Genomic DNA, 17,481 nt, shown 5'->3' with positions numbered 1-17,481 from the left:
ATGAAACAGGGCGGTCCGGCGTGTCGAGAACAGCGGCCGATACGGGGTTCTGGACTACCCTGAGGGTAAATTTCACCGACTGGCACGGGAGCCTTGTGCGATCGTCAGCGTCCTACCCACGGGTCATCGCCATCGCGAACATCGGGGTGGCGGCCATCGGTGTGATGGCAGTGGCGGTCATAGGGTTGATGCTGCAGCTGCCCTCCGGCCGGGCCGTCCCCGGGCCACCGGCGGCGGCCAGGATCGGGCAGTCCGCGCAGCCCACCCCCGCCGAGCCCGTGCCGACAGTCGCCGAGCCCGTGCCGACGGTCGCCGAGCCGCCCGGGGTGGTGTCCACGCCGGAGTTCGCCAAGCAGGTCAAGGCCAACGAGCTCGGCCTGGTGCCGGTGCTGATGTACCACCGGATACTCAAGAAGCGGTTCGCCTCGATCGACCGCACGCCCGATCAGCTGCGCAGGGAGCTGGAGAAGCTGGCCAAGCAGGGCTACTGGCCGATCACCGCCAAGGAGTTCGCCACCGGCGACATCCGGGTGCCCGCGGGCAGGTTCCCCGTCGTGCTGACCTTCGACGACGGGCACGAGAGTCACTTCAGGCTCGACGCGAGCGGCAACCCCGAGCCGAACACGGCGGTCGGCGTGCTCTTGGACGTGGCCCGGCGCTATCCCGAATTCCGGCCGGTCGCCACGCTGTGGATCAACCACGACCCGTTCGGGTTACGCAAGCCCGAGGAACAGGCGGCGGCCGTGCGGTGGCTGGTCGGTCACGGGTTCGAGGTGGCCAACCACACCTGGTCCCACCCCAATCTGGCGGCCATGCGGAAGAAGAAGGTCAAAGAGCAGATCGTCCGGCTCGAACGGCTGCTGAAGAAGTTAGGAGCCGGTCCGGCGATCACCATGGCCCTGCCGTTCGGGGCGATGCCGCACCCCAAGAAGATCGCCCGCCACGGCAAGTGGGAGGGCACCACCTATGACTTCGCCGGAGTTTTCCTGGCCGGGGCCGAGCCCTCGCTTTCGCCGTACGCGAAAAAATTCGATCCCGTGGCCATCCAGCGCATCCAGAGCAACGGCAACAAGGGCGAATGCCGCAAGTGGTGCTCGCAGTACTGGCTGGGGTGGCTGGACAAGCATCCTGGGGAGCGTTACGTGTCCGACGGGGACCCCACGAAGATCTCTATCCCGCAGCGTCTTCAGGGTAATATCGCACCAAAGCGGAGAGGCCAGCTCGTTGTCTATTGACCGGTGGCCGGGTGGTCGGATTGACCCCACGCTCAAGGTCTCATATGCTGATCGCTGCGCTGTGGGCTCGCGCGCGCCTCAGACGGAGCGGGCTCGCGCTCGGTCACGTCGATGTCGTCATTCCTCGGCTTGATGCGGAAGAGGGCCTGCCGCGCGTCCGCCACATCGACTTCTGTCCGCGTTCGGAGCAATTCCACACATGACGTCCAGCACTGAGGCCACCTCGAGCACCCCGCAGGTAGCGGTCAACGACATCGGGTCCGAGGAAGCCTTCCTCGCAGCGATCGACGAGACCATCAAGTACTTCAACGACGGCGACATCGTCGAGGGCACCGTCGTCAAGGTCGATCGAGACGAGGTTCTTCTCGATATCGGCTACAAGACCGAGGGTGTCATCCCCTCGCGTGAGCTTTCGATCAAGCACGATGTCGACCCCGCTGACGTCGTGGAGGTCGGCGAACACGTCGAGGCCCTCGTTCTCCAGAAGGAGGACAAAGAGGGCCGCCTGATCCTGTCCAAGAAGCGCGCTCAGTACGAGCGGGCCTGGGGCACGATCGAGAAGATCAAGGACGAGGACGGCATCGTCACCGGCACCGTCATCGAGGTCGTCAAGGGTGGACTCATCCTCGACATCGGCCTCCGTGGCTTCCTGCCGGCGTCCCTGGTCGAGATGCGCCGTGTCCGCGACCTGCAGCCGTACGTCGGCCGCGAGCTCGAGGCGAAGATCATTGAGCTGGACAAGAACCGCAACAACGTGGTCCTGTCCCGCCGCGCGTGGCTTGAGCAGACGCAGTCCGAGGTTCGCCAGACGTTCCTCAACACCCTCCAGAAGGGGCAGGTCCGCAAGGGCGTCGTCTCCTCGATCGTCAACTTCGGTGCGTTCGTGGATCTCGGCGGCGTCGACGGCCTGGTCCACGTGTCCGAGCTGTCCTGGAAGCACATCGACCACCCCTCCGAGGTCGTCGAGGTTGGCCAGGAGGTCACGGTCGAGGTCCTCGACGTCGACATGGAGCGCGAGCGCGTCTCCCTGTCGCTCAAGGCCACTCAGGAAGACCCGTGGCAGCAGTTCGCCCGCACCCACCAGATCGGCCAGGTCGTGCCGGGCCGCGTCACCAAGCTGGTGCCGTTCGGCGCGTTCGTCCGGGTCGAGGAGGGCATCGAGGGCCTGGTCCACATCTCCGAGCTGGCCGAGCGCCACGTGGAGATCCCGGAGCAGGTCGTCCAGGTCGGCGACGAGATCTTCGTCAAGATCATCGACATCGACCTCGACCGGCGTCGCATCAGCCTCTCGCTGAAGCAGGCCAACGAGGGTGTCGGCACCGAGGTCGAGTTCGACCCCACGCTTTACGGCATGGCGGCGACCTACGACGACCAGGGCAACTACATCTACCCCGAGGGCTTCGACTCGGAGACCGGTGAGTGGCTCGAGGGCTTCGACAAGCAGCGCGAGGAGTGGGAGCGGCAGTACGCCGAGGCTCAGACCCGCTTCGAGGCGCACAAGAAGCAGATCGAAGAGGCTCGCAAGGCGGAGGCCGAGGCGGGCGAGGCCGCTCCCTCGTCCTACACCGGCGAGACCGCGGCTCCGGCCAGCAGCTCGGGCTCGTCCGCTCCGGCGGCCGGCGCTCTCGCCTCCGACGAGGCTCTCGCGGCTCTGCGCGAGAAGCTCGCGGGTGGCCAGAGCTGACCTGGTTGGCTAGCTAGCAGAGAAGGACCCCGCACCATCCGGTGCGGGGTCTTTCTTTTGCGCAGGGTTCAAGGAGTTCGACGGCTGGCCCGCCGAGGTTGTCCGGGGTTGTCATGCGAACTAGCTGGTCAGCGGTGAGGGCTTGCCGGTCATGCTCGGGGAGGTTCCGCAGGGGCGATCATCGGCTAGTGACTCGCCTCTGCGGTGACGCCTCGGTCCGCGATCCACGTGCAGCCGTTCTCGGGGATTTCCGTGAGCGCGATGACCGTGTCCAGGCGGTCACGAGTACGGGTCAACGCGGCGATCTGGGCATCGATGCGCTCGCGCTCGGCGGCGAGCCGGGCACGCGACTCCGGAGTGCTGACCTTGGCTTCGACACAGGGCAGCAGTTCGGCGATGGTCCGGCTGGACAGGCCGGCCGCGTAGAGCATCTGGATCAGCTGGACACGGTCGGCCGCCGACTCCGGGTAGTGGCGCTGCCCGGAGGCGCTCCGGTTCGCGTTCAGCAGACCCTGCTCCTCGTAGTAGCGCAGGGCCCGCACGCTGACGCTCGACCTCGCCGCCAACTCGCCGATACGCACTGTGACCTCCGACACAAGACTTGCCTCTGACGTCAACGTCAGGTTTTAGCCTATCCGGTATGAAGATAAACGGAGCAAATGTGCTGGTAACCGGTGCCAACCGCGGCCTGGGCCGGCAATTCGTCCTGTCCCTCCTCGATCGCGGCGCCGGAAACGTGTACGCCACCGCCCGCCGCCCGGACCTCATCGACGTGCCAGGGGTCATCCCGCTGCACCTCGACATCACGGATCCGGCATCGGTCGCCGCCGCGGCCGCCGCGGCGAGTGACGTGAAGATCGTTATCAACAACGCGGGAATCTCGACCGGGGCGAACCTGGTCACCGGAGACCTGGACCCGATCCGCCGCGAGATGGACACCCATTTCTACGGCACCCTCAACGTGATCCGCGCCTTCGCGCCCCAGTTGGCCGACGGCGCGATCCTCAATGTCCTGTCCGCGCTCTCGTGGCTCGCCTTCGACGGCGCGGGCGCCTACCATGCGGCGAAGTCCGCCGAATGGGCGCTCACCAACGCCGTACGCCTGGAGCTGGCCAGCCAGCGCACCCTGGTGACGGGCCTGCACCTGGGCGCCGCGGACACCGACATGATGGCCTGGTACAACGGCGACAAGACCGCCCCCGAGGTGATCGTCGCGGCGGCCCTCGACGGCATCGAGGCGGACCGGCCCGAGGTGCTCGCCGACGACTGGAGCCGCCAGGTGAAGGCGTGGCTGTCCAAGGACCCGAGCGTCATCTACCGGGAGGCGGCGGCCGCCCTCACGGCCTGACTCGCTGATCCTGAAGGTCACGGCACCCGCGGCCGTGGCCTTCTTCAGTCGCCGTCCGGGGTTGGTACGCCGGGCTGGGTGAGGCGCTCGTGGATGACGATCTTGTCGTAGAGGTCCGCGGTGATGCCGCATGGGAGTGCGGCGTCCTTGAGCGCCAGGCCCTTGTCGAGGGCGTAGTGGGCGATGCGGGCGGCCTGGTCGTAACCGACGACGGGGCTGAGCGCGGTCACCATCATCGATGTTGTGGTGCAGCGTCTCGGTGTTCAGCCGAGTCCCTTCGACCAGGTAGGTGCGGAAGTGGTCTATCGCCCGTTCCCGTGGATCGGCCGGTAGCGCGGCTGCCACATGGCGTCTTGGACCTGCTGGACCGTGTCGCGCAGCGTTGTGCGTGCCAGGTGCTCCTCGGCTGCCCGATCGGCGACGGCTACCGCTACCGTGGCCGATACCTCGCGCAGGTTGTCCACCTGGGGCAGCAGCGAGGCCCCCGGGGCAGAGACGTCGACCAGGCTGCCGACGGCTTCGGCGGCCGCCTGGAACATGCCGGGACTGACCCGGCGCGCCCGTGCCACCACCACACCCAGCCCCAGGCCGGGATACAGCAAGGCGTTGTTGGCCTGCCCAATGGCGTAGGTGATGCCGTTGTAGGTGATCGGCTCGACCGGGATGCCGGTGGCGATCAGAGCCTTGCCGTCGGTCCAGCGGATGAGGTCGCCGGGCATCGCCTCGATCCGTTCGGTCGGGTTGGAGATCGGGAAAATGATCGGCCGCTCGACCCCCGCGGCCATCATGCGCACGATCTGTTCGGTGAACGCGCCGTGGGCGGTGGAGGTGCCGAGCAGCATGGTCGGCTTGACGCGCTCGACGACCTCGGCCAGCGAAATGCCCTGCTCGCCCCGGGTCCAGTCGGCGACCTCGTCGCGCGGCCGGGCGTAGGGCTGCTGGAAGTCGCGCAGGCCGGTCATGTCGTCGACCAGCAGGCCCTGCTGATCGATCGGCCAGATCCGCCGGATGGCCTCCTCGTGGTCCAGGCCGTCGCGGATCATCGCATCGCGCAGCTGGTCGGCGATGCCGATGCCGGCGGTGCCCGATCCGAAGATCACGATTCGCTGCTCGCGCATCGAGGTCCTCGACGCCTTGACGGCGCTGAGCATGGCGGCCAGCACGATCGCGCCGGTGCCTTGCATGTCGTCGTTGAAGGTGCAGATGCGCTCGGTGTACTTCTCCAGGATCCGCCGGGCGTTGGACGGGCCGAAGTCCTCCCAGTGCAGCAGGGCACCGGGGAACATCCGGGTGGCCGCGGTGACGTAGGCGTCGATGAAGTCGTCGTAGCGCCGCCCCCGCACCCGGGCATGCCGGTTGCCGAGGTAGTCGGGGCCGTTCAACAGCGCCTCGTTGTCGGTGCCGACATCGAGGGCGACCGGGATGACCCGGCCGGGATCGATCCCGGCGGCGGCGCTGTAGACAGCCAGCTTGCCGGCCGCGATCCCGGCGCCGCCGCCCACTCCCCAGTCCCCGATGCCCAGGATCTCCTCGGCGTCGGAGGCCACGATCAGATCGACGTCGTCCGGCCCCAGCTGGAGGCTCTTGAACGCCCGCTCGATCCCGTCCGGGTCGTCGACGGACAGGTACACGCCCCTCGGACGGCGGTACTCGTGACTGTAGGTACGGATCGCCTCGGCCACTGTCGGGTCGTAGACGATGGGCAACATCTCGCGCAGATGATCGGCCAGAAGCCGGTAGTAGAGCACCTCGTTCCGGTCCCGTAGCGCTTCCAGGTAGACGTTCTTGAGCAGATTCGTGGGCTGTACCCGGTACTGCGCGTACACCCGCCGCGCCTGCTCGTCCAGGGTCTCGGTCACCGGTGGCAGCAGCCCTTCCAGGCCCAGTTCGGCCCGCTCCTCCTGTGAGAAGGCCGTGCCCTTGTTCAGCAGCGGCTCCCGCAGCACCGCCAGGCCCCGTAGCGACGTCACGTAGCTGCCGTCCGGCTGCTCCGCGAACATCAGGTTGGGCATCCTCTTCCCCGGCGACATGGTCATCCCCCTTCTGCAAGCACCACAGCCCCGGACATACCAGGGCGAATGTCCTCCTCTCTGCCGTTCCCCGGACGGGCACGTGGACGCCGACCTCCAGCTAAAGGACCAATCACGGGTCCACGAGTCGTACGTGAAGAGACCTTGAGGGACGCGAATGACGCGGGCGCAGGGCTGGAGTAGGGTGCTCGCGTGGAGATCGAGCGTGCGCGGGCCGCTGACGCCGGTGAGATCCTCACCGTGCAGCGGGCGGCGTACGTGACCGAGGCGCAGCTCTACGGCGACCCGTTCCTGCCGCCGCTCCTGGAGTCCGTGGAGCAGATCCGCAAGGGCATCGAGACCGGCATCGCGTTCAAGGCCACCGACGGCACCCGGATCGTGGGCGCCGTACGCGGCCAACTGTCCGGCACGACCTGCCTGGTCGGGCGCCTGGTGGTGGCGCCGGACCGGCAGGGTCGCGGCCTGGGCCGGGCGCTGCTGGAGACGCTGCACGAGCAGACGCCGGAGGCGACGGCCTTCGACCTGTTCACCGGCCATCTGTCCGAGGCCAACCTGCGTCTCTACCGCCGCCTGGGCTACCGCGAGACCCGCAGGGAGCGCATGGACGATCACCTCACGCTGGTGCACATGCGCCGTGATCCCGATCACGGATAGGCTTTCCGGGTGCTGAAAATCGGGCTCACCGGCGGCATCGGTTCGGGCAAGAGCGAAGTGTCCAAGCGCCTCGCGGCCAGGGGCGCCGTCGTGATCGACGCCGACAAGATCGCCCGTGAGGTGGTGGAGCCCGGCACCCCGGGCCTGGCCCGGGTCGTCGCCACCTTCGGCGAGGAGGTGCTCCATCCCGACGGCTCGCTCAACAGGGAGAAGCTCGGCGCCATCGTGTTCGCCGACCCTGACAGGCTGGCGGCGCTCAACGCCATCGTGCACCCGCTGGTGGGGGAGCGGGTCGCCGACCTGCAGAGCCAGGCGGACGCCGACGCGATCGTGGTCTACGACGTGCCGCTGCTCGCGGAGAACCGGCTGGCGCCGATGTACGACGTGGTCATCGTCGTGGACGCCGCCGACGAGGTGCGCATCGCCCGCCTGGCCGAGCATCGCGGCATGCCGGAGCAGGACGCCAAGGCCCGCATCGCGGCACAGGCGACCCGCCAGGAGCGGCTGGCGGTCGCCGACATCGTGATCGACAACGAGGGCGATCTGGACGACCTGGAGGCCAGGGTCAGCCAGGTCTGGGACGACCTGGTGACCCGGTCCGGACGCGGCTGACCGGGGCGGGGTTCTCAGAACGGGGAGTCGAGCGGCACCTGACGGACACCGGACAGATACGGATCCAGCTCACCCAGCTCGAACCGCGACATCCCGATGACGTGCCAGAACTGCCCGGAAACCTCCCCCTGGATCTTGTACCTCCCGTCCGGGGCGAGCGCTGCCCAGCCCTCCGGCAGGCCCAGCAGGGTGGCCCGCCGCTCCGCCCCCGCCCAGAGGATCACCACCCCGTCGTCCCCGGCACTGGCCAGCAGATCGGCCGCTGGGCTGAACGCCACCGACCACACCCGTCGCGTGTGCCCCGCCAGTGTGCGCAGCTCCCGACCCGTGGCCGTGTCCCAGACCCGCACCATGAGGTCGTCGCCGCCCGTCGCCAGCCGCTCGCCCGTGGCGTCGAACGCGACGCTCCACAACCGTCCGGCGTGCTTGTCGAGCGTGTGCTGGAGGAGCGGCTGCCACGGCTGGCCGGGGCGCAGCTCCCACACCAGGGCGCGGCCGTCGTTGCCGGCGGTCGCCAGGTGCCGGCCCGTGGGCGAGAAGGCGACCGAGTAGACCCGGTCGGTATGGCCTTCCAGGGTGGCGACCCGGCCGCCTGACTCGACGTGCCACAGGCGTACCAGCCGGTCGTCGCAGCCCGTCGCCACGAAGCGGCCGTCGGGGCTGAAGGCGATCGAGCGGACCCGGCCTCGATGGTCGGCCAGGTTGCTCACCAGGCGGCTGGTCGGCCGATACCAGATCCGCACGCTGTCGTCGTCGTTCGCCGTGGCCAGCAGCGTGCCGTCGGGGCTGAACGCCTCGGCCCACACGTGGTCGGTCTCGGCGTTGAGCTCGCGCTCGTAGTCGCCGGTGACGGCGTTCCAGAAATGTACGCCCCCGTCGTTGCTGGAGGTCGCCAGCACGGGCCCGGCGGGCGAGAACAGGGCCGAGATGAGCCGGTCGGCGGTGCCGGTGACCTCGCGCAGGCGGCGTCCCGTGTGCGGCTCCCAGAGGCGCACGACGCCGTCGTTGCCGCTGGTGGCCAGCATGGAGCCGTCGGTGCTGAACCTGACCGAGGAGATCCGCCTGCCGTGGCCGCGCAGCACGCGCTGGCACTGGCCGCTGGCCGGATCCCAGAGGCGTACCGTCCCGTCGTTGCTGCTGGTGGCCAGCTGCTCGCCGTCGGGGCGGAACACGAACGGCCAGACCGAGCTGCGATGCCCGGCCAGCTCGACCCGCCGGCCACCGCCCACCTCCTGCAGCCGGACGACGCCGTTGGAGTCGCCGGTGGCCAGTGTCCGGCCGTCGGGGGAGAAGACGACCTGGTAGACGGACCCGGCATGGCTGGTGTGGACGCCGTGCGCCTGGCCGGCCGGATCCCACAGTCGTACGGTCCCGGCCGTGTCCCCGCTGGCCAGCAGTGAGCCGTCGGGTGCGAAGGTCAGGCAGTAGATGCTGCCGGGGTGCCCCTTGAGCTCGTGGCGCAGCGTCCAGGAGGCCGCGTCCCACAGGCGTACCGTTCCCGCCTCGTCGCCGGTGGCCAGCAGCGACCCGTCCGGGCTGTGGACCGCGCGGAAGACCGAGCCGCGGTGGCCGTCGAGCGTGCCCGTCACCTGTCCGGACGTCAGGTCCCAGATCCGCACCACGCCCGCCGAGTCGCCGCTGACCAGCACCGAGTCGCCGAACGACACCGTGTAGACGGGTGCCTGGTGGCCCGCGAGCTCGTGGACGAGCCGGCCGGTGGCGGTGTCCCAGACGCGGATGACGCCGTCGCCGCCGCCCGCCGCGACCAGCTCGCCCGACGGACTGAGCCGTAGCGGCCAGACCCCGTCGGCGTGGCCGCGCAGCTCGCGCAGGTGTTCGCCGGTGAGGGCGTCCCAGAGCACGACCCGGCCGTCGCTCGCGCCGGTGGCCAGCACCTTCTCGGCGAACGAGACCGCGTAGACGCGGCCCCGATGCCCCTGCAGCGTCCGTACGGGCGCGCCGCCGACGCACAGCAGCACGCCGCCGTCCTCGTTGCCGACGGCGATGGTGGACCCGTCGGGACTGTACGCGATGGGCTCCGGCAGCCGGCTGGTCTGGAAGTGGTAGCCGTACGGGACGCCGATCGCCGCGGGCGCGAGCTGGATCTCGACCGGCTGGCCCGGCACGACGGAGGCGCCCGGCAAGTGTGGCAGCGTGCCCGTCACGTTGATCAGCGTGGCCCGGTGCCAGCGGGCGCCCTCGGCGGACACGTCGCTCAGGTCGGTATGGGCCAGCCGCGCCCCCGACAGGTCGGCCCCGGTCAGGTCGGCGCCCGCCAGCTTGGCGCCGTCGAGCCGCGCCCCGGTCAGCTTGGCGTCGCGCAGGACGGCCCGGGACAGGTTCGTGCCGACGAGCGTGGCGTCGGTCAGGTCGGCGCCGGTCAGGTCGACCTCCTGCAAGTCTCTGGCCGACAGGTCCTCGCCCTTGAGGTTCGCGCCCCGCAGGTCGGCCCGGGCGGGGGTACGCAGCCGCGCCGAGATCTTGACGGCGTTCGCCCGCGAGACGTCGTCGGCGGGCGGGTCGGACACCCACGCCCGCAGCGCCCTGATGTCGGCCAGGTCGCACAGGAACTCGACGGTCAGCGCCGACAGCGGCCTGCGCGACAGCACCAGGGGCGCCTCGATGGTGGCGGCGACGTGCCGGGCGATCAGCCATTCCATGACCGAGGAGTGGATGAACCCGAACATGCCCTCCTCGGTGCGCACCAGCAGGCTTCCCGAGCCCATCGCGTGGGCGGTGTGCTCGGCGGACAGCTGCCCGCCTGCCAGGCCGGTCAGCGTCTCGGCGAGCTCGGTCAGCTCGTCGACGCCCAGCAGCGACTCGCCCGAGTCCCACAGCCGCAGCGCGAGCGCCGTCACGACCTGCCACAGCTCCTCGGTGGTCAGCGGGGTCGGCGACCCCGGCACCTTGGCCCGCCGCTCCTCGAAGGCCAGCCACGAGCCGAGAATCTCCTCGTACAGCAGCGCCGGGCTGATCGTGTGGCGGGCGCCGGCCACCGTGCGCAGTCGGTCGGCGTCGAGGTCGGCGATGAAGCTCAGCATCCGCGGGTTCTGCGCCAGGTCGAGCAGGTCCGTGATGCTCTCCATGAGCGACATGCGCGCCGCCGCCGCGTCGCCGTCGTCGAAGCGGTTGGCCAGGTAGGTACGGATCTGGTCGTGGGTGAAGTCCTCGACGCTGAGCACCCGCCGCTGCGGCAGCACGCCGACCATCTCGCCGAGCGAGGTGAGCACCTGGCTGTGCGACTTGAAGTGCTGGGTACGGCTGGCGACCACGATCTTGGCCTTGTCCTCGGCCGCGGCCAGTAACGTCGACAGGTGGTCGGCCGCCCGGTCGTAGGTGAGCCGGGTGACCAGCTCGTCGAACCCGTCGAACAGCAGCACGATCCGCCCCTGCCGCAGCAGGTAGCGGAACGCCTTGAGGTCGATGAACTCCTCGCCGTGGCCGGCCAGGTGGGCGGCGACGAGCGCGTCGACCGAGTGCGCCTTGTCGAGTGCCCGCAGCTCGATCAGGATCGGCGTCAGGTGCGGCAGCTCGGCCGGGATGCGCCTGGCCAGCTCGCGCAGTGCGAAGGTCTTGCCGTGGCCGAAGTCGCCGAGCAGCAGCAGGAACCGGCCGTGGTCGGCGGACAGCAGCCGCATCAGCTCGTCCGTCAGGCCCTCTCTGACCTGGTTTCCCGGCCGGTCGAGTTCGCGGTAGCGCTGGGGGACGTACAGGCTGGGCGGGTAGCGGCGGTCGGTGGTGAGCCGGGCCGTCTGCTCGGCGACGTAACCCGACAGGTCGAGCAGGCCCTGGAACTCGGTGAAGCTGCGTAGCCGCACGCCTCTGCGCATGAGCTCGTCGCGGAGCGTCCTGGCCGGGGGCGACCCCTGGTAGACCAGCTCGGCCGCGAGGTCGGCCGCGTGCGCCTGCCGGACGAAGTCGTCGGCCTCGGCGGCGGTCAGCTCGCCCACGTGCGCGCCGATCATCGTCTGCCGGACGAACCCGTCCTCGGGGTGGGTGACGACCAGGTGGGCGGTGAACCGGCGGATCCTGGTCCGCTCGTGCCTGGCTTCGCAGACCTCGGTGATCCGGTCGAGCAGCAGGTCCACCGGGCCCGGCTCGCGCTCGACCGGCGCGGGCTCGGGGGCGCGGGCGGCCGGCGCCTCACCGGTGAAGGTGGCCTGGGCCGAGCGCCAGCTGTGCGAGACGCGCTCGGGGCGGTCGGTGTCGGGCAGCCAGGTGCGCAGGCCGTTCTTGGTGATTTCGACGACGTGGTGATGGCCGGAACGCGGCGCGGCGACGGCCGCCTCACCTGCCTCACCCGTGCCGTGGAAGAGCAGGTTGAGCCGTCGGGAGAGGACCCGGTCGTAGGTCGGCGCGTCGCGCAGGATGGACGGCGGATGCCCGATCGCGCCGAGCCGCAGCCAGGCGCTCTCCTCGTAGGGACGCAGCCGCTCGGCGAACCAGGCCGCCTGTCCCTCGCCGAGCAGGGGATAGGCGTCGCGTTCGAGGTGGCTCATGGCCATCGTCGAGTTGAGCCCGGCCACCACCACCCTCAGGTCCGGCACCTCGAACAGCGTCCACGGCTGGCCGCCGTCGAACACCCGGTCGTCCAGCCCCTGGTACACCTCGCCGAACAGGCCCGCGAAGTGCCGCCACTTGGGCCAGTAAGGGGGCTGCGGGGAGACGTCGTCGGCCTCACAGGTCAGGAAGTAGGCGCTGGCCGCGGCCTTGGTGACGTCGCGCGGGCCCGGCACGATCACCAGCCGGTGCGGCTCCAGGCCGATCAGCAGCCGCAGGTCGGTGATGAACCGCGTCGCGTGCCCGAACTGCCCCAGGCTGCCCGACTCGGTCAGGTCGCCGGTGACCATCATGAGGTCGGGGCGTGGCATGCCCCGGTCGTACATCGACGTCAGATCCGCCCAGATCCGCGCCTGCATGTCCTCGGGCGTGAACGGCTCGCCCGGATCGGGCAGGGCCCGGCCGAACCGGGGGCCGCCGATGTGCAGCACGGTCAGCGACTCGCGGCCGCGGTCGGCGGTGGCCGACGGCGGGAACTTCGGCGCCGACACCGGGGTGCGCCGGGCCCGCGAGCGCTCGCCGGGCGGCGGCAGCGTCGGCGCGGGCAGCGGCAGGCCCGCACCCCTCGGGAAGTCGGGCGCCGCCTCGGGCTTGGCCCGGCCCGACATCGCCTCCCTGACCCGGCCCAGCAGCAGCGCCCTGGCCTGGCCGGAATCGGTGACGCCGAGCAGGTCCACCCAGGTGATCGTGGACAGCAGCCCTTCGAGGCGTACGTCTTCGAGCCGGATCGTGACCAGCTTGTTGGACGGGTTGTCGGGGTCGGCGCGGAGCGCGGCCTGCCACTCCATGCGGCCGTAGCGCGAGGTCAGGTAGTTGCGCGAGAGCACGGCCACGACCACTTGGGCTTCGCTGACGCCGCGGTCCATGAAGTCGATGAAGTTCGTGCCGGGCACGAAGTCCCATGCCTGGATCATGGTCTTGTAGCCCGCCGCCTCCAACTCCCAGGCGATCCAGGTCGCCCAGGCCGTGTCGGCGGGGGAATAGCTGACGAAGATCTCTGTCGGCCTGCCGTCACGTGCCATTCCGTCAGTATCCCCTGTGGGACCGGCGTTTGCAGGCGAGGGAGCGCCGTCGTCTGGAGGAGGAGCGCCGGGAGCGTAGCGACCAGAGCGACGGGGGAAGACGGCGGCATCGGGCGACCGAGCCCGCCTCACGAAGTGAGGCCATAAACAGGGTTGTGCGATCATCGTCGGGTGTGGCGACGTCTCGGTGTGCTCGACTGGATCCGGATCGGGCTGCTCGCGCTCGGCCTGGTCTTCGTGGCGACCGGGCTGCTTCCGTGGCGGGAGGCCACCGCGAGCCTGGACGAGATCGGGCCGTTGCTCGTCTTCCTGGTCGGGATCATCGTGCTGGCGGAGCTGACCAAGGAGGCCCAGGTCTTCGACGCCATCGCGGCGCGGATGGCGGTGCTGGGGCGGGGTAACTACGTCGCGCTCTTCTTCCTCTGTACCGCCTTCGCCTCATTTATTACGATATTTCTTAATCTCGATACGACTGCGGTGCTGCTCACCCCGGTCATGCTGGCGCTGGCGCCCAGAGCGCGCATCGCCGCGCTGCCCCTGGCGATGACCACGATCTGGTTGGCCAACACCGCCAGCCTGCTGCTCCCGGTCTCCAACCTGACGAACCTGCTCGGCATCAACAAGATCGCTCTTGACGCGCAGCGGTTCGCCGGGCGGATGTGGGCGCCGCAGATCGTCTCGATCGCCGTGACGATGGCCTTTCTCTGGGTCTTCTACTGGCGCCGGGGCCAGCGGCGCGACCTGCGTTACACGCCGCCGGTGCTGGAGCCGGTCGCCGACCGGGTGCTGTTCGCCGCCGCGGGCGCGGGCTGCCTGCTGTTCATCGGCGCGCTGCTGCTCAAGGTCCAGGTCGGCGCGGCGGCCTCGGCGGCGGCGCTGGTCGTCGTGGTGGCCTTCTTCGTGCGCGACCGCGCCCGGCTGACGTGGAGCCTGATCCCCTGGCAGCTCCTGATCTTCGCGACCGGCCTGTTCCTGGTGGTGCCCACCCTCAGCCGGTACGGCCTGGCCGACCTGATGCGCTGGATGATCGGCGCCGAGGGAGATCCCTACCGGACGGCGGCGGTGGGCGCCGGGCTGTCCAACCTGATCAACAATCTGCCCGCCTTCCAGGCCATCGCGAGCGTCATCCCGTCGAGCGACCAGGATCGGCTGCTGTCCCTGCTGGTCGGCACCAACGTGGGGCCGGTGATCACGCCGTGGGCGTCGCTGGCGACGCTGCTCTGGTTCGAGTCGTGCCGCCGCCACGACGTACAGGTCCCGATGCGCCGCTTCCTGGCCACCGGCGCCGGGCTGGCGGTCGTCGGCATGGTCACCACCGTCTGGGCCCTTGTCGCTTTTGGCTGACCAGCCGTCAGGATCCGGGACAATACGGTCCATGGCTAATTACCGTTTGATGGCATTTTTCGGTCTTGTCGTGGTGCTTGCCGGTTGCGGGGCCAAGGAGCCCGCACCCGCCGCCCAGCCCGCCGCGTCCGCTTCGGCTTCCGCCTCGACCTCCGCCTCGACCTCCGCCTCGGCCTCGGGCGAACCGCAGGCCGCCGCGGCGCGTACGGTCAAGCTGGAGGTGCTCGGCAAGGGCAAGGTGATGCAGCCGATCATCTACGTGGCCGATGAGGACGGCTCGGAGAGCGACGCGACCCTGCCCTGGTCCAAGACGGCCACGATCGAGCTCACCGGCGCCGAGCAGCGCGTCGGCCGCCTGGTGTCCGTCGTGTCGGGCTCGGTCAAGGACGCGAGCGGTCTGCTCAAGCCCGCCGCCTGCCGCATCGTCGTGGACGGGAAGACGGTCGTGTCCGGCAAGGGCCTGTGCAAGTACAAGGTCAAATAGCGGCTCGGGTGCGCAGCAGGTCGAGGAGGCCGGGCATGGCGCTTGGGTGGGTGGCCACGAAACTGCGGTCATCAGGCGTGCCGTCGAACGCGTCCTCGAACGGCCCGCCGTCGAGCGCCCGGATCTCGATGCCCGCCTCCCGCGCGATGAGCGCGCCCGCGGGCAGGTCGATCGCCTCGGCCCGGTAGCCGACGATGCCATCGATGTCGCCCCTGGCCAGCATCGCCCACGACAGCAGCGGCGCCCACAGCCGCAGCACGCGCCGGGCGCGCAGCTCCAAGGCGTGCGTGATGGCCTGCGCGGTCGGGTCGCTCCTGGAGACGGAGTAGCCCTGGGTCCACGCCAGCAGCGGGCCGTGGGGCGAGGGGTGGTGCGGCGGCGCCAGCCGTACCCCCGAGGAGGTGACCGCGCCGCGGTCGCGGATCGCGGACCAGGTCTGGGCCGAGACCGGGTCGTGCACCACACCCAGCATGGGGCGTCCCGAGTGGCACAGGGCCAGGCCGACGACGTAGGCGGGCAGGCCGATCACCACGTTGTTCGTGCCGTCGAGCGGGTCGATCAGCCACGTCCACTCGCCGCCGGCGGCGCCCAGCAGGCCCGACTCCTCGGCGATGACCGAGTGCGTGGGGAAGGCGGTCAGGACGCGCTCGACCAGCAGTTTCTCCGAGGCCAGGTCGAGCTCGGTGACCACGTCACCCGAGCCGCCCTTGGCCCGGGCGCCGAGCGCGCCACGGGTGCCGGCCACGAGGAGCGCGCCCGCGGCCTCGGCGGCGGCGACGGCGACCGCGCGAGCGTGATCCAGATCCATCGGGCATCCCTCAACTCAGGTGGGCGGCTATCAGGCGGACGGCGAGTGCTGTCTCCTCGTCGTCCAGCGGCTGCCTGGACACGTGGTGGTCGCCGGTGCCGAGCGGGCCCAGTGACAGATCGCGGCTGCCCGGACGGCCCCGGCCGAGTGCGATCGTGGCCGCCTCGCCGCCCTCCGGCACGACGCTGCTGTGGAAACGGCCCGCGGGCAGCGTGTAGGTGTCGCCGGGGCCGAACACCTCCACCAGCCCCGTCTCCTGCCGTACGGTCCGGCCGGTGGGCGTGATGTGGTCCCCGTCGGCGGCGCTGACCACCTCGAACACCCGGTGCGTGGCGTCGCGCACCGCGTCGGTGACCTCCACGTGCACGTTGTGTACCTGGCCGTAGAGCACGTGGCTGAACAGGTCCCAGCTGTGGCAGTGGATGCCCGACGTGGTGCTCTCCGCGTGCGCGAACGTGGCCGACCACAGATGGAGACATACCCCGTCGCCGCCGTCTCGCTCAAGCGGCAGGCAGACGAAGCCGAGCGGGTGGCGCACGGCCCTGATGCCGGGGCCCGACAGCGCCGCCAGCGCCCACGGGCGGGCCTGTCCCCGGGCGAGCTGCTGGTAGACGCCGTGATGACTCATGAGTCGTACGGATTCCTGGCGCGCAGCGCCTTGCGGGCGATGTCGACGACGTCGCGGTCGTCGTAGGACCGGGGCAGCGGGATGGAGATCCGGGTGAACAGCTCCTGCACCTCCTCGACCGTGGGCTCGTCGCTCAGTTGCACCTTCTTGTACATCTCCAGTGGCACCAGCCGCGCCTGCTCGAAGCTGAGCCGCAGCTCGGTGTCGCAGTTCTCGAAGTAGAAGGTGCCGGCCAGCGCGGTCATCGCCCGGTTGGGGTCCTCGACCGTCATGATCAGGCGGGTGGTCGACAGGTCCCAGCGGAACGTCGTCATCGTGGACGACAGGCCGATGCCGATGTCGAGCAGCCCGTAGCGCTGGCGGTGCCAGAAGGCGGCCAGGATGGTGGCGTACGACTCCTTCCTGACCCGGTCGGCCGTCCACGTCTCGCCGGTGCCGTCGGGCACGTCGGACAGGGAGCGGCGGTAGTGGGCGTAGGTCTCGCACACCTCGACGTTGGACGGGTCGATGACCTCGATCCTGACCGTGAGGTGGCGCTTGACCTTCCTGGCCGCCGCCACGCACTCGGGCAGGGTGACCGCGCGCAGGTAGGTGCCGGTGCCGCCCTTGAAGCTCCACCTCGTGGCGTCCTTGCGGGCGTCGGCGTGGGCCTGGGCGATCTCCTGCCGGCTGCCGAGCACCCTGACCAGCTGCAGCGCGTCGAGTGCCCGCCGGGTGCCGGTGACCAGGCCCTCGATCTCCTCCAGCCGGGCCAGGCGCACGGGCAGCTGGGCGAGCGCGCCGGAGGTGACGGTCTCCTCCAGCGGTGCCTGGCGGGCCCGGTCGCGGAGCAGCGCGGTGGCCACCAGCGCCAGGATCACCAGGGTCGCGGCGCTGACGAGCTGTTTCTGGACGTCGTCGCCGTCCTTGCCGAAGATCTTGTCGGGCATGATGCCGAGCACGCCGACCACGATGGCCAGACCGAGCGCGATCGCACCGTCGGCGTTCTGGGCCGCCCATGGGGCGATCCGCTTCAGCGCCGCCGTGAACCGTGCCATCGCTTGCCCCGCATCCGACGATCAGTCAGTTCCGC

At 70.1% G+C, this 17,481-nt stretch carries 14 protein-coding genes; 7 read left to right on the top strand and 7 right to left on the bottom strand.

All coding sequences use genetic code 11. From position 1 onward, the window contains the following. Nucleotides 1-95 precede the first annotated feature (95 nt). On the top strand, nucleotides 96-1,235 hold the full coding sequence (locus ACGFNP_RS08595) for a polysaccharide deacetylase family protein (RefSeq protein WP_358318638.1): 1,140 nt from the start codon (nucleotides 96-98) through the stop codon (nucleotides 1,233-1,235). A gap of 199 nt (nucleotides 1,236-1,434) precedes the next feature. After that, nucleotides 1,435-2,919: a 30S ribosomal protein S1 gene (gene rpsA, locus ACGFNP_RS08590; protein ID WP_214637589.1), complete on the top strand. Its 1,485-nt coding sequence runs from the start codon at nucleotides 1,435-1,437 to the stop codon at nucleotides 2,917-2,919. Nucleotides 2,920-3,104: 185 nt separating this feature from the next. Here rpsA and ACGFNP_RS08585 read toward each other — a convergent pair whose 3' ends face one another. Then, complete coding sequence (locus ACGFNP_RS08585; RefSeq protein ID WP_358318639.1) at nucleotides 3,105-3,500, bottom strand: MerR family transcriptional regulator; 396 nt, start codon at nucleotides 3,498-3,500, stop codon at nucleotides 3,105-3,107. Between the two features lie 59 nt (nucleotides 3,501-3,559). On the opposite strand from ACGFNP_RS08585, the gene ACGFNP_RS08580 reads away from it, so the two are divergent. Next, on the top strand, nucleotides 3,560-4,267 hold the full coding sequence (locus ACGFNP_RS08580; protein ID WP_393316284.1) for an SDR family oxidoreductase: 708 nt from the start codon (nucleotides 3,560-3,562) through the stop codon (nucleotides 4,265-4,267). 44 nt (nucleotides 4,268-4,311) lie between these two features. Here the strand turns inward: ACGFNP_RS08580 and ACGFNP_RS08575 are convergent, their stop codons facing one another. Next, nucleotides 4,312-4,503, bottom strand: a complete 192-nt coding sequence (locus ACGFNP_RS08575) for a hypothetical protein (RefSeq protein ID WP_393316281.1) — start codon at nucleotides 4,501-4,503, stop codon at nucleotides 4,312-4,314. A 66-nt stretch (nucleotides 4,504-4,569) separates the two neighbouring features. After that, a complete protein-coding gene (locus tag ACGFNP_RS08570) occupies nucleotides 4,570-6,297 on the bottom strand; it encodes an NAD-dependent malic enzyme (protein WP_393316278.1) in 1,728 nt (575 codons plus the stop codon). A 192-nt stretch (nucleotides 6,298-6,489) separates the two neighbouring features. On the opposite strand from ACGFNP_RS08570, the gene ACGFNP_RS08565 reads away from it, so the two are divergent. Together ACGFNP_RS08565 and coaE are read left to right on the top strand one after the other, a co-directional pair. After that, nucleotides 6,490-6,951 carry a GNAT family N-acetyltransferase gene (locus ACGFNP_RS08565; RefSeq protein WP_393316275.1) on the top strand — a complete coding sequence of 154 codons (462 nt, stop codon included), beginning with the start codon at nucleotides 6,490-6,492 and terminating at the stop codon, nucleotides 6,949-6,951. A 9-nt stretch (nucleotides 6,952-6,960) separates the two neighbouring features. Next, the gene (gene coaE / locus ACGFNP_RS08560; RefSeq protein WP_358318644.1) at nucleotides 6,961-7,563 is read left to right on the top strand and encodes a dephospho-CoA kinase; all 603 of its coding nucleotides are present in this window, start codon (nucleotides 6,961-6,963) and stop codon (nucleotides 7,561-7,563) included. A gap of 14 nt (nucleotides 7,564-7,577) precedes the next feature. Here coaE and ACGFNP_RS08555 read toward each other — a convergent pair whose 3' ends face one another. After that, nucleotides 7,578-13,145, bottom strand: coding sequence for a TIR domain-containing protein (locus tag ACGFNP_RS08555; RefSeq protein WP_393316272.1), 5,568 nt, complete (start codon nucleotides 13,143-13,145; stop codon nucleotides 7,578-7,580). Between the two features lie 171 nt (nucleotides 13,146-13,316). Here ACGFNP_RS08555 and ACGFNP_RS08550 point away from each other — a divergent pair, with 171 nt between their 5' ends. Then, on the top strand, nucleotides 13,317-14,489 hold the full coding sequence (locus tag ACGFNP_RS08550; RefSeq protein ID WP_358318646.1) for an SLC13 family permease: 1,173 nt from the start codon (nucleotides 13,317-13,319) through the stop codon (nucleotides 14,487-14,489). A 31-nt stretch (nucleotides 14,490-14,520) separates the two neighbouring features. After that, nucleotides 14,521-14,973: a hypothetical protein gene (locus ACGFNP_RS08545; protein WP_358318647.1), complete on the top strand. Its 453-nt coding sequence runs from the start codon at nucleotides 14,521-14,523 to the stop codon at nucleotides 14,971-14,973. On the opposite strand, the gene ACGFNP_RS08540 is transcribed toward ACGFNP_RS08545, so the two are convergent. Genes ACGFNP_RS08540 through ACGFNP_RS08530 form a run of 3 tightly spaced genes read right to left on the bottom strand, consistent with a single transcriptional unit; the run spans nucleotide 14,966 to nucleotide 17,446 of the window. Continuing rightward, entirely contained in the window at nucleotides 14,966-15,781 is an 816-nt protein-coding gene (locus ACGFNP_RS08540; RefSeq protein WP_358318648.1) for an inositol monophosphatase family protein, read from the bottom strand. The two genes, ACGFNP_RS08545 and ACGFNP_RS08540, sit on opposite strands and share 8 nt — an antisense overlap. A 10-nt stretch (nucleotides 15,782-15,791) precedes the next feature. After that, entirely contained in the window at nucleotides 15,792-16,409 is a 618-nt protein-coding gene (locus tag ACGFNP_RS08535) for a hypothetical protein (RefSeq protein ID WP_358318649.1), read from the bottom strand. Continuing rightward, nucleotides 16,406-17,446, bottom strand: coding sequence for a hypothetical protein (locus ACGFNP_RS08530; RefSeq protein ID WP_358318650.1), 1,041 nt, complete (start codon nucleotides 17,444-17,446; stop codon nucleotides 16,406-16,408). Before ACGFNP_RS08530 ends, ACGFNP_RS08535 begins: the two co-directional genes overlap by 4 nt. Between the last annotated feature and the right edge of the window lie 35 nt (nucleotides 17,447-17,481).

This window comes from Nonomuraea sp. NPDC049269 (genome assembly GCF_043197155.1).
In the GTDB taxonomy this organism is placed as follows: domain Bacteria; phylum Actinomycetota; class Actinomycetes; order Streptosporangiales; family Streptosporangiaceae; genus Nonomuraea.
This window is presented reverse-complemented; position numbering and strand designations above follow the sequence as displayed.